Source organism: Pseudomonas sp. Gutcm_11s, assembly GCF_028649395.1.
In the GTDB taxonomy this organism is placed as follows: domain Bacteria; phylum Pseudomonadota; class Gammaproteobacteria; order Pseudomonadales; family Pseudomonadaceae; genus Aquipseudomonas.
In genome coordinates this window covers 374,713-386,691 of the sequence record NZ_JAQSUW010000017.1, presented here as the reverse complement: position 1 = coordinate 386,691, position 11,979 = coordinate 374,713, and the positions used below count along the sequence as shown (strand labels likewise).

Here is an 11,979-nt window from a genome sequence, read left to right as displayed (position 1 = left end):
GGGGGGAGTGGCGGGTGCGCGGGACACCGGCTGCGAGGGGAAATATCTTGCGGGCGAGGGGCGAACTGCGGGCGTGACGACGGGGCAGCATGCGGCCATGGCCAACAGCCGTCTGCGGTTCGACGATGCGCGGCGTGACCGCGCGCGATTCTGTGTTCATTGCCGTTCCCTTTTATTGTTGTGCGGGAGTGGATCAATGCTTGGGTAAACCCGGCTGGCCACAGGCATGGCCAGCCGGGGTGGATCAGCCGATGTAGGTGGTCTTCACCGTGGTGTAGAACTCGGCGGCGTAGCGACCCTGCTCGCGCGGGCCGTAGGACGAGCCTTTGCGACCACCAAACGGCACGTGGTAATCCACGCCGGCGGTGGGCAGGTTGACCATGACCATGCCGGCCTGGGCGTGGCGCTTGAAGTGGTTGGCGTACTTCAGCGAGGTGGTGGCGATGCCCGCGGACAGGCCGAACTCGGTGTCGTTGGCCATGGCCAGCGCCGCCTCGTAGTCCGCCACGCGCACCACGTTGGCCACCGGGCCGAAGATTTCCTCGCGACTGATGCGCATGTCCGCCGAGCTGTCGGCGAACAGGGTCGGCGCGAGGAAGTAGCCCTCGGTATCACAGGTCACCAGACCGCCACCGCTGACCAGGCGCGCGCCCTCGTCCTGGCCGATGCCGATGTAGCGCAGGTCCTGCTCGAGCTGGGCCTGGGACACCACCGGGCCGATGTCGATGCCGGACTTGAGCGCGTGGCCGACCTTGATCGACTTCATGCGTTCGGCCATGGCCTCGACGAACTTGTCGTGGATGCCGGCGGTGACGATCAGGCGGCTCGACGCGGTGCAGCGTTGGCCGGTGGAGTAGAAGGCGCTCTGCACGGCCAGCTCCACAGCGACCTTGAGATCGGCGTCGTCGAGGATGATCTGCGGGTTCTTACCACCCATCTCCAGCTGCACCTTGGCGCCACGGGACACGCACTTGGCGGCGATGGCGCGGCCGACACCGACCGAGCCGGTGAAGCTGATGCCATCGACCGCGGTGTTATCCACCATGGCCTCACCGACCACGCGGCCGGAACCCATCACCAGATTGAACACCCCGGCCGGGAAGCCGGCGCGGGAAATGATCTCAGCCAGGGCCCAGGCGCAGCCCGGCACCAGATCGGCCGGTTTGAACACCACGCAGTTGCCGTAGGCCAGGGCCGGGGCGATCTTCCACGCCGGAATGGCGATGGGGAAGTTCCACGGGGTGATCAGGCCGATCACGCCCAGCGGCTCGCGGGTGACCTCCACCGACACGCCCGGGCGCACCGACGGCAGCACTTCACCGGCCAGGCGCAGGCACTCGCCAGCGAAGAACTTGAAGATGTTGCCGGCGCGCGCCACCTCGCCGATGGCTTCCGGCAGGGTCTTGCCCTCCTCGCGCGCCAGCAGGGTGCCGAGCTCCTCGCGGCGGGCGAGGATTTCGCTGCCGACCTTGTCCAGCGCATCGCTGCGCGCCTGGATGCCGGAGGTCGACCAGGCCGGGAACGCGGCGCGAGCCACGGCGACAGCCTGGGCCACCTGGGCGGCATCGGCCCGGGCGTATTCGCCGATGGCATCTTTCAGGTCGGACGGGTTGATATTGGCCGAGTAGCCGGCACCGGCGACCCATTCGCCGCCTATGTAGTTGTCGTAACGCACGGGAGTTCTCCTGTCGGCCGCAGCCTTATTGCGGGCCGAGTTTGTCCATCAGTGCGGCGAGCTTCTCGACCTCGTCGGGCAGCAGGTCGGTCAGCGGCGCGCGTACCGGGCCGGCGTCGTAACCGGCGATCTTGGCGCCGGCCTTGACGATGCTCACGGCGTAGCCAGCCTTGCGGTTGCGGATGTCCAGGTACGGCAGGAAGAAGTCGTCGATCAGCTTGCCCACGGTGGCGTGGTCGTCGGCGGCGATGGCGCGGTAGAAGTCCATGGCGGTCTTCGGCACGAAGTTGAATACCGCCGAGGAATACACCGGTACGCCCAGGGCCTTGTAGGCGGCGGCATAGACTTCCGCGGTCGGCAGGCCGCCGAGGTAGGTGAAGCGCTCGCCGAGACGGCGGCGGATGGAGACCATCAGCTCGATGTCGCCCAGACCGTCCTTGTAGCCGATCAGGTTCGGGCAGCGCTCGGCCAGTTGTTCCAGCAGAGTCGGGGTCAGGCGGCAGACGTTGCGGTTGTACACCACCACGCCGATGTTGACCGCCTTGCACACCTGCTCGACGTGGGCGGCGACGCCGTCCTGGCTGGCTTCGGTCAGGTAGTGCGGCAGCAGCAGCAGGCCCTTGGCGCCCAGGCGCTCGGCTTCCTGCGCCATCTGGATGGCCTGGCGGGTCGGGCCGCCGACGCCTGCGAGGATCGGCACCGACTTCTCGCAGGTGTCCACGGCAGTCTTGATGACCTGGCTGTACTCGCGGCTGTCCAGCGAGAAGAACTCACCGGTACCGCCGGCGGCGAACAGAGCGGAGGCGCCATACGGAGCCAGCCACTCCAGGCGGCGCACATAGCCCGCCTGGTGGAAATTGCCGGCAGCATCGAAGTCAGTGACCGGGAAGGACAGCAGGCCGGACGAGAGGATGGACTTGAGTTCTTGTGGATTCATTATTCGAACACCCTGATAAAACCGTTGGGGAGAGAAGTCGCCTGTGGCGATCCGAGAGATACGTTATCGTACAACTTACAAGATTGCCAACCACCCTCCCCGCCATCGACCGCCGAACGGCTCGTTCGGAGGCCATCGGCAATCATGAAAAATCGCTCAAGAATGGGCATGAACAGGCATAATCATGGGCCTGCGACGATCATAACGGCCGCCGAACGGGAGATGACTACGACTTTATTCAGGTTGACGGAGCCTTTCTTCAGGCCCGCCCTCTATCTGACGTTGTACGACAACAAAATGGCGGACGAAGACAAGCCCAGGGCCTCGCCAACAGCAGGCGATGCCCCAGAACAGCGTGAAGATGAACGATCGACAGCCGGGCTCGGCGCCCGGCCGGGAGCACTCAGGCTTGCTGCTGCTCCGCTTCCTCGTGGGCCTGGCGCAGCCGCTCGCGGCTGTTGGTCAGGTGCAGACGCATGGCCGCGCGCGCGGCATCGGCATCCTGGCGGGCGATGGCCTCGTAGATATCCTCGTGCTCGCGGCTGAGGCGGGCCAGGTAGTGCTTCTCGTCGTCATGGGCCAGGCGCGCCGAGTTCAGGCGGGTGCGCGGAATAATGCTGGTCCCCAGGTGGGTCATGATGTCGGTGAAGTAGCGGTTGCCGGTGGCGAAGGCGATCTGCAGGTGGAACTGGAAGTCGGACGCCACCGCGTCGCTGCGATGGGCCGCGCGCAGGAAGCTGTCCAGCGCCGTGCGCATGGCCGCCAGGTGCTCCGGCGTGCGACGTGCCGCAGCCAGGCCGGCGGACTCCACCTCGAGGCTGATGCGCAGTTCGAGCAGGGCGATCACCTCGCGCAGGGTGACCACGGTGGCCGGATCGATGCGGAAGCCCGGGGTCGGCGTATCCAGCACGAAGGTGCCGATGCCGTGACGGGTCTCGACCAGGCCCGCCGCCTGCAGCCGCGAGATGGCCTCGCGCACCACGGTACGGCTCACGCCCTGGGCCTCCATGATCGCCGACTCGGTCGGCAGCTTCTCGCCACGCTTGAACACCCCGTCGCTGATCTGCTGCGACAGCTCGCTGACCAGTTCCTGGGCCAGGCTGCGCTGCTTGCGACGCGCGCGCGGTGGGGTATTGATCGGTTCCATGTGTCGAGTCGGTCTCTGCTGGCAACCGCGCCATCATATCCCAGGCAGTTGTACGATGACACTTCCCTGCCTCTGCCACAGGCGTCATGGGCGGCCTTGCGGAAAAGATCGAACTCGGCGCGGCGCTTGGCTTTCCACATGCATAGGCCATCGCTACAGGAGCCATGCCCATGCGTCCCTTCATTCTCGTGAGTGCCCTCGCCGTATCCGCCCTGCCCGCCGCCGCCATGGCCGATGCCGACTTCTGGCGCGACGTGCTGTCCTCCGGCGCCACCACCGCCTCCACCTACGTGACCTTCAAGGACAACAAGCAGGTGGTGGCGATGCGTGACGACGCCGGCGCCTTCGTCGCCAGCGGCGGGCAGATCCGTGGCGCGCACCTTGAGGCCGCGCTGCAGAAGATCCGCAGCGCCAACCCGCAGCTGCAGGCCAGCGACGAAGCACTGGCCCAGGCCCTGTTGCTGCAAGCCAGCCCGCAGCAGTAGCGGAGCGGCTAGACTCCAGCCGTCGAACACGGCTGGAGAACAGGGATGACGAGGTTGCTGTGGCCAGCGCTGCTGGTCGTGTTGCTGGGCGGCTGCCAGTTTCTCGCGCTGGACCGGCAGATGAAGACGGCGCAGCGCACCCAGATCCTCATTCCCGGCCAGCTGGATGCGCAGGCGCCGCAGCAGGCGCTGGTCGCCCTGTTCGCCGGTGATGAGCTGCGCGCCTACCGCAGCGTGCAGCCCGGCGGGCTGTTCTACTTCAGCGTGGCAGCCGACGACTACCAGCTGCTGGCCTTCGAGGACCGCAACGGCAACCTGCGCCTGGATCCGGACGAGCCCCGCCACTGGCTGCCGCATCCGCGCAGCGCGCCATTCCAGGTGCAGCCCAGCCCCGAGCAGCGCGAGGCGCTGGGTCGACTGAACCCACTACGCCCGGCGCCGGCCGATGCCACGCCCCTGCCGGCGCTGGACCTGAGCCTGGACCGCCTGTACCGCGACCTGCCACGCGCCCGGCACAACTACCTGCAGGTGGTGGACTTCGACGACCCGCGCTTCTCGGCGCAGCGCACCAGCCAGGGCGCCTGGCAGCCGCTGGATTTCCTCAGCGAGGTCGGTTACGGCCTGTACCTGCTGGAGCCCTGGGACGAGGACAAGGAGCCCATCGTGCTGGTCCATGGCATCAACAGCTCACCGACCGTATGGCGCGAGCTGGCCGCCAGCATCGACCACGAGCGCTTCCAGCTGCTGCTGTTTCACTACCCCAGCGGCCTGCCGCTGAACAACAGCGCCTACCTGCTCAGCGAGGCGCTGCGCGATGTGCAGCTGCGCCTCAAGCCCGAGCGCCTGCACATGTTCGCCCACAGCATGGGCGGCCTGGTGGCCAGGCGCACGGTGCAGTTGCTGGAGCCGGGCGGCGGCGACGAGCGCCTGTGCCTGTTCCTGACCCTGGCCACGCCCTGGGGCGGCCATCCCTCGGCCGCCACCGGCGTATCGCGGATACCGGTGGACGTGCCGGTGTGGCGCGACATGTCGCCTGGCAGCAGCTACCTGCAGGCGCTGTTCGCCAAGCCGCTGCCGGAGCATGTCCGCCAGTGGCAACTGGTCAGCTATGCCGGCAACAGCCGGATGATCGCCGAACCCAACGACGGCACCGTGCCGCTGGCCAGCGAGCTGCTGCCGGCCGCCCAGGACGAGGCCGAGCGCCTGTATCTGCTGGAGGAGAACCACACCAGCATCCTCGCCAGCGCGCGCAGCCAGTTGCTGCTGCAGCGGGCGCTGGATTCGCTGCCGGCAAAGGGCTGCGCGCCGGAGGAATGACTCCCCCTGAAAACAAAAAGGCCGCCCATTGGGCGGCCTTTTTGTTGGTGCGGGACGCTTACTCGCGGTAGTCGTCCATCGGCACGCAGGCGCAGAACAGGTTGCGGTCGCCGTAGACGTTGTCCACGCGGTTCACCGCCGGCCAGTACTTGTGCGCCAGGGTGTGGGCGGACGGGGTCACCGCCTCGGCGATGCTGTACGGACGCTCCCACACGCCAGTGACGTCGGCCAGGGTGTGCGGCGCGTTCTTCAGCGGGTTGTTCTCCGCCGGCCACTCGCCGTTGCCGACCTTGGCGATCTCGGCGCGGATGCTCAGCATCGCCTCGATGAAGCGATCCAGCTCTTCCTTGGACTCGCTCTCGGTCGGCTCGATCATCAGCGTGCCCGGTACCGGGAAGCTCATGGTCGGGGCGTGGAAGCCGTAGTCCATCAGGCGCTTGGCCACGTCTTCCTCGCTGATGCCGGTCTCGGCCTTGAGCGGACGCAGGTCGAGAATGCACTCGTGCGCGACGCGGTCGTTGCGGCCGCTGTAGAGCACCGGGAAGGCGCCCTTGAGCTGGCTGGCCAGATAGTTGGCGTTGAGGATCGCGGTCTCGGTGGCGTCAGCCAGCTGCGGGCCCATCATGGCGATGTACATCCAGCTGATCGGCAGGATGCTCGCGCTGCCCCACGGCGCGGCGCTGACCGCGGTGTTTTCGGGCTGCGGGCCCTGCAGCTCGACCACCGGGTGGTTGGCCACGAACGGCGCCAGGTGCGCGCGCACACCGATCGGCCCCATGCCTGGGCCGCCACCGCCGTGCGGGATGCAGAAGGTCTTGTGCAGGTTCATGTGCGAGACGTCGGCACCGATATCGGCCGGACGTGCCAGGCCGACCTGGGCATTCAAGTTCGCGCCGTCCATGTAGACCTGGCCGCCGAAGCCGTGGATGACCTCGCAGATCTCGCGGATGCCTTCCTCGTACACGCCGTGGGTCGACGGGTAGGTGATCATCAGGCAGGCCAGCTTGTCGCCGGCCTCGCCGGCCTTGGCCTTGAGGTCGTCCATGTCGACGTTGCCGGCGGCGTCGCACTCCACCACCACCACGCGCATGCTCAGCATCTGCGCGGTGGCCGGGTTGGTGCCGTGGGCCGAGGCCGGGATCAGGCAGATGTCGCGATGGCCTTCGTTGCGGCTCTCGTGGTACTTGCGGATCGCCAGCAGGCCGGCGTACTCGCCCTGAGCACCGGAGTTGGGCTGCATGCAGATGGCATCGAAGCCGGTGATGGCGCGCAGCCAGGCTTCCAGCTCGTCGATCATCAGCTTGTAGCCGACGGCCTGCTCACGCGGCACGAAGGGGTGCAGGGCGCCGAACTCGGGCCAGGTCACCGGGATCATCTCGCTGGTGGCGTTGAGCTTCATGGTGCAGGAACCGAGCGGGATCATGGCCTGGTTCAGCGCCAGGTCCTTGTTCTCCAGGCGCTTGAGGTAGCGCAGCATGTCGGTTTCGCTGTGGTGGCTGTTGAACACCGGGTGGTTCAGGTAGCCGCTGGTGCGCTGCAGCGCGGCCGGGATGCCGTCGTTGACCAGGCCGGCATCCAGCTCGGCGATGGACAGGCCGTGATCGGCGCCGAGGAAGATGCTCAGCAGTTGCTCGACGGTCTGCGCCGAGCAGGTCTCGTCCAGGCTGACGCCCAGCTTGCCGCGACCGAGGATGCGCAGGTTGATGCGCGCGGCCTTGGCCGACTCGATGATGGCGGTCTGCATGCCGCCGACATCCAGGGTCAGGGTGTCGAAGAAGTGCTGGTTGTCGCGCTGGATGCCTTTCTGCTCCAGGCCGGCGGCCAGCACGGAGGTCAGGCGGTGCACGCGCTGGGCGATGCGCTTGAGGCCCTGCGGGCCGTGGTACACGGCGTAGCAGCTGGCCATGTTGGCCAGCAGCACCTGCGAGGTGCAGATGTTGGAGTTGGCCTTCTCGCGGCGGATGTGCTGCTCGCGGGTCTGCAGGGCCATGCGCAGCGCGGTGTTGCCGCGGGCATCCTTGGACACGCCGATGATGCGGCCAGGCATGGCGCGCTTGAAGGCGTCGCGGGTAGCGAAGAAGGCCGCGTGCGGGCCGCCGTAGCCCATCGGTACGCCGAAGCGCTGGGCCGAGCCGAACACCACGTCGGCGCCCAGTTCGCCCGGCGGAGTCAGCAGCAGCAGGCTGAGCAGGTCGGTGGCCACGCAGGCCAGGGCGTTCTGCGCGTGCAGCTGTTCGATCAGCGGCTTGATGTCACGAATTTCACCGTGGGTGTCCGGGTACTGCAGCAGGGCGCCGAACACTTCCAGGCCAGCCAGCTCTTCCAGCGCACCGACCTTGACCTCGATGCCGAAGCCTTCGGCACGGGTCTGCACCACCGAGATGGTCTGCGGGTGGCTGTTTTCGTCGATGAAGAACAGGTTGCTCTTCGACTTCGCCACGCGCTTGGCCAGGGCCATGGCTTCGCCGGCGGCGGTGGCTTCGTCGAGCAGCGAGGCGCTGGCCAGGTCGAGGCCGGTCAGGTCGATGGTCAGCTGCTGGAAGTTCAGCAGCGACTCCAGGCGACCCTGGGCGATTTCCGGCTGGTAGGGGGTGTAGGCGGTGTACCAGCCCGGGTTCTCCAGCAGGTTACGCAGGATCACGGTCGGGGTGATGGTGCCGTGGTAACCCATGCCGATCAGGCTGGTCCACAGCTGGTTCTGCTCGGCATAGCCCTTGAGCTTGGCCAGGGCGCCCTGCTCGTCCAGCGCGGCCGGCAGATCCAGCTCACGGTTGAGGCGGATGGCCGGCGGCACGGTCTGCACGATCAGCTCTTCGCGGCTGGCCAGGCCGAGCGCGTCGAGCATGGCCTGCTCCTCGCGGGCATCGGGGCCGAGGTGGCGGCGGAGGAAGGCATCGGGCTGTTGCAGTTGATCGAGACGGGGCGTGGACATGACGGGGCTCTCGGAAAATGACAGAGCCTCGACGGATCGAGGCTCGACAGCGGAATTCGTGAGTCTCGGCGGCGGGCCGCGTGCTAGACGCGGCCGTCAGCCTCAGGCATCGGCGGAGCAGACGGCCTGGTAGCCGGCGGCATCGAGCAGCTCTTCCAGCTCGGCCGGGTTGCTCGGCTGCAGCTTGAAGAACCAGGCGCTGTAGGGCTCGCCGTTGACCTGCTCGGGAGCGTCGGCCAGGGCTTCGTTGACGGCGAGGACTTCACCGGCGATCGGCGCGTAGATGTCCGAGGCGGCCTTCACCGACTCGACCACGCCGGCTTCCTGGCCGTTGGCCAGTTGCTTGCCGACTTCCGGCAGCTCGACGTAGACCACGTCGCCCAGGGCTTCCTGAGCGTGATCGGTGATGCCCACGGTGACCGAGCCATCGGCCTCCAGGCGGATCCACTCGTGGCTGGCGACGTAACGCAGATCGGCGGGGATATTGCTCATTGTTGTAATCCTCGGAATCGGTGGGCGGAACGTCCGCCCGGAAAATTTAGCAGGTGGCACGGGCACTGCCCGCGCCGCCCGAATCAGATGACGGCCTTGCCGTTGCGGACGAAGTTCGCTTGCACGACCCGTACCGGATACCACTTGCCGCGAATCTCCACCTCGGCGCGGTCGCCGGTGGCGGCTGGCACGCGGGCCAGGGCGATGGACTTGTTCAGGGTCGGCGAGAAGCTGCCGCTGGTGATCTCACCCTCACCCACGCCCTCGACACGCACCACCTGGTGGGCGCGCAGCACGCCGCGCTCCTCCAGCACCAGGCCGACCAGCTTGGGCTGGTTGCCGGCGGCACGCTGGGTCTCCAGGGCGCTGCGGCCGACGAAGCTGCGCTCGGCCGGCTCCCAGGCGATGGTCCAGGCCATGTTGGCGGCCAGCGGCGAAGTGTCTTCGTCCATGTCCTGGCCGTACAGGTTCATGCCGGCCTCCAGACGCAGGGTATCGCGTGCGCCCAGGCCGATCGGGGAGATACCGGCGCCGACCAGATCGCTGAGGAAGCCGGGGGCTTCCGAGGCCGGCAGCATGATTTCCAGGCCGTCTTCACCGGTGTAGCCGGTGCGGGCGATGAACCAGTCGCCTTCCGGCAAGCCCTGGAACACCTTGAGTTCGTGGATCAGCGCGGCGCGCGCCGGGCTGAGCAGGTCGGCGACCTTGGCGCGGGCATTCGGGCCCTGGACGGCGAGCATGGCCAACTCGGCACGCTCGGTCAGGGTCACGTCGAAGCCGGCGGTCTGTGCCTGCATCCAGGCCAGGTCCTTGTCGCGGGTGGCGGCGTTGACCACCATGCGGTAGCCGTAGTCAGTGACATACACGATGAGGTCGTCGACCACGCCGCCACGCTCGTTGAGCATGCCGCTGTACAGCGCCTTGCCCGGCGTCTTCAGACGTTCGACGTCGTTGGCCAGCAGGTGCTGCAGCCAGGCCTTGGCCTGGGCACCGGTGATGTCGACCACGGTCATGTGGGAAACATCGAACACGCCGCAGTCGCGGCGCACCTGGTGGTGCTCCTCGACCTGGGAACCGTAGTGCAGCGGCATATCCCAGCCGCCGAAATCGACCATCTTGGCGCCCAGCGCCAGATGCTGTTCATACAGGGGTGTACGCTGTCCCATGGATAACTCCTTGATTTGACTCTGCCCTGGTGGGCACGAGCACATGGACGGCTGCGTCAGCAGGCGCGCATTGTAGCCCCGCTAATGCGACTGGTCACCTCGCACTCCGACCAACCGGTCATCGCGCGCAGGCCGCGTATTTCCTGACTCCCAGGACAGGTCGAATCAGTGTCCGGGCAGCCTGGCGGAGCGGCGAATCAGCACGATCACCGGCAGCAGGCCGACCAGCACCAGGGTCAGCGCAGGCAGCGCGGCGCGGGCCCATTCGCCCTCGCTGGTCATCTCGAAAATGCGCACCGCCAGGGTGTCCCAGCCGAAGGGGCGCATCAGCAGGGTGGCCGGCATTTCCTTGAGCACATCGACGAATACCAGCAGCGCGGCGGACAGCGCACCAGGCACCAGCAGCGGCAAATAGACGCGCAGGAACAGCGCCGGCCCGCCGACACCCAGGCTGCGAGCCGCCTGCGGCAGCGACGGGCGGATGCGCGCCAGGCCGCTCTCCAGCGGGCCGTAGGCTACCGCCATGAAGCGCACCAGGTAGGCCAGCAGCAGCGCCGCCAGGCTGCCCAGCAGCAGCGGCTTGCCGGCGCCGCCGAGCCAGGTGGACAGCGGGATCACCAGCTCGCGGTCGAGGAAGCTGAAGGCCAGCATGATCGACACCGCCAGCACCGAGCCGGGCAGCGCGTAGCCGAGATTGGCCAGGCTCACCGCACTGCGAATCGGCTGGGTCGGCGCCTGGCGGCGGGCGAAGGCCAGCAGCAGGGCCACGGCCACGGTGATCAGCGCGGCCAGGGCGCCGAGACTCAGGGTATGCAGGATCAGCCCGGCGTAGCGCTCGTCCAGATCGAAGCGGCCGCGCTGCCAGAACCAGGCCAGCAGCTGCAGCAGCGGCACCACGAAGGCGCAGGCGAACACCAGGCCGCACCAGGCGCTGGCGGCCCAGGCCTGCCAGCCACGCAAACGGTACAGCGCCTGGCCACGCGGTCGCTCGCTGGCCGGGCGGCTGGCGCCACGGGCGCGGCGTTCGCCATAGAGCACCAGCAGCACGGCGAGCAACAGCAGGCTGGCCAGCTGGGTGGCGCCGGACAGGCTGTAGAAGCCGTACCAGGTCTTGTAGATGGCGGTGGTGAAGGTATCGAAGTTGAACACCGCCACCGCGCCGAAGTCGGCCAGGGTTTCCATGATCGCCAGCGCCAGCCCGGCGCCGATGGCCGGCCAGGCCATCGGCAGGGCCACGCGCCAGAAAGCCTGCCAGGGCGACTGCCCAAGCACCCGCGCCGCCTCCATCAGGCCGCGACCCTGGGCCAGGAATGCGCTGCGCGCGAGCAGGTAGACGTAGGGATAGAACACCAGCACCAGCACGACGATCACCCCGCCGGTGGAGCGCACCCGGGGGAAGCGGATGCCCGTGCCGAACCACTCGCGCAGCAGGCTCTGCACCGGCCCGGAGAAATCGAACAGGCCGATGAAGACGAAGGCCAACACGTAGGCCGGGATAGCGAAGGGCAGCATCAGCGCCCAGTCCAGCCAGCGCCGGCCGGGGAACTCGCAGAGGCTGGTGAGCCAGGCCAGGCTGACGCCGAGCAGGGTCACGCCCACGCCGACGCCGAGCACCAGCACCAGGGTGTTGCCGAGCAGGCGCGGCATCTGCGTGTCCCACAGGTGCGCCCAGATCTGCCCGTCGATCTCCTGCCAGGACAGCGCCAGCACCGACAGCGGCAGCAGCACCAGGGCGGCGATGGCGAAGGCGATGGGATACCAGCGACGCTGAACGGGATGGGCCACGCGAACTCCTGGCGGGCGAAAAAGGAAACGCCCCGGCGACCGG

General features: G+C 67.7%; 9 protein-coding genes. 2 read left to right on the top strand and 7 right to left on the bottom strand.

Annotation, left to right across the window (positions count from 1 at the left end; genetic code table 11):
* Positions 1–244: 244 nt before the first annotated feature.
* The 3 genes from PTT45_RS20280 to PTT45_RS20270 all read right to left on the bottom strand — a co-directional run bounded on the left by PTT45_RS20280 (position 245) and on the right by PTT45_RS20270 (position 3,759).
* A complete protein-coding gene (locus tag PTT45_RS20280; protein ID WP_273815789.1) occupies positions 245–1,675 on the bottom strand; it encodes an aldehyde dehydrogenase family protein in 1,431 nt (476 codons plus the stop codon).
* A gap of 25 nt (positions 1,676–1,700) precedes the next feature.
* A complete protein-coding gene (gene kdgD / locus PTT45_RS20275) occupies positions 1,701–2,612 on the bottom strand; it encodes a 5-dehydro-4-deoxyglucarate dehydratase (protein WP_273815788.1) in 912 nt (303 codons plus the stop codon).
* Positions 2,613–3,015: 403 nt separating this feature from the next.
* On the bottom strand, positions 3,016–3,759 hold the full coding sequence (locus PTT45_RS20270) for a FadR/GntR family transcriptional regulator (RefSeq protein WP_273815787.1): 744 nt from the start codon (positions 3,757–3,759) through the stop codon (positions 3,016–3,018).
* Between the two features lie 170 nt (positions 3,760–3,929).
* Here PTT45_RS20270 and PTT45_RS20265 point away from each other — a divergent pair, with 170 nt between their 5' ends.
* The gene (locus PTT45_RS20265; RefSeq protein WP_273815786.1) at positions 3,930–4,244 is read left to right on the top strand and encodes a DUF2388 domain-containing protein; all 315 of its coding nucleotides are present in this window, start codon (positions 3,930–3,932) and stop codon (positions 4,242–4,244) included.
* A gap of 45 nt (positions 4,245–4,289) precedes the next feature.
* Complete coding sequence (locus PTT45_RS20260; RefSeq protein WP_273815785.1) at positions 4,290–5,561, top strand: esterase/lipase family protein; 1,272 nt, start codon at positions 4,290–4,292, stop codon at positions 5,559–5,561.
* A gap of 58 nt (positions 5,562–5,619) precedes the next feature.
* Here the strand turns inward: PTT45_RS20260 and gcvP are convergent, their stop codons facing one another.
* From gcvP to PTT45_RS20240, 4 genes are all read right to left on the bottom strand, one after another.
* A complete protein-coding gene (gene gcvP, locus PTT45_RS20255) occupies positions 5,620–8,493 on the bottom strand; it encodes an aminomethyl-transferring glycine dehydrogenase (RefSeq protein WP_273815784.1) in 2,874 nt (957 codons plus the stop codon).
* Between the two features lie 102 nt (positions 8,494–8,595).
* Positions 8,596–8,985, bottom strand: a complete 390-nt coding sequence (gene gcvH, locus PTT45_RS20250) for a glycine cleavage system protein GcvH (protein WP_273815783.1) — start codon at positions 8,983–8,985, stop codon at positions 8,596–8,598.
* An 83-nt stretch (positions 8,986–9,068) separates the two neighbouring features.
* Positions 9,069–10,151 (bottom strand): glycine cleavage system aminomethyltransferase GcvT, encoded by a 1,083-nt coding sequence (gcvT, locus tag PTT45_RS20245; protein ID WP_273815782.1) that lies wholly within the window; start codon positions 10,149–10,151, stop codon positions 9,069–9,071.
* Positions 10,152–10,316: 165 nt separating this feature from the next.
* Positions 10,317–11,936, bottom strand: a complete 1,620-nt coding sequence (locus PTT45_RS20240) for an ABC transporter permease (RefSeq protein ID WP_273815780.1) — start codon at positions 11,934–11,936, stop codon at positions 10,317–10,319.
* Between the last annotated feature and the right edge of the window lie 43 nt (positions 11,937–11,979).

Coding starts and splice junctions, on each gene's coding strand:
- gcvH (WP_273815783.1), bottom strand. CDS start 8,985: ATGAGCAATATCCCCGCCGATCTGCGTTACGTCGCCAGCCACGAGTGG.
- PTT45_RS20260 (WP_273815785.1), top strand. CDS start 4,290: ATGACGAGGTTGCTGTGGCCAGCGCTGCTGGTCGTGTTGCTGGGCGGC.
- PTT45_RS20265 (WP_273815786.1), top strand. CDS start 3,930: ATGCGTCCCTTCATTCTCGTGAGTGCCCTCGCCGTATCCGCCCTGCCC.
- PTT45_RS20270 (WP_273815787.1), bottom strand. CDS start 3,759: ATGGAACCGATCAATACCCCACCGCGCGCGCGTCGCAAGCAGCGCAGC.
- kdgD (WP_273815788.1), bottom strand. CDS start 2,612: ATGAATCCACAAGAACTCAAGTCCATCCTCTCGTCCGGCCTGCTGTCC.
- gcvP (WP_273815784.1), bottom strand. CDS start 8,493: ATGTCCACGCCCCGTCTCGATCAACTGCAACAGCCCGATGCCTTCCTC.
- gcvT (WP_273815782.1), bottom strand. CDS start 10,151: ATGGGACAGCGTACACCCCTGTATGAACAGCATCTGGCGCTGGGCGCC.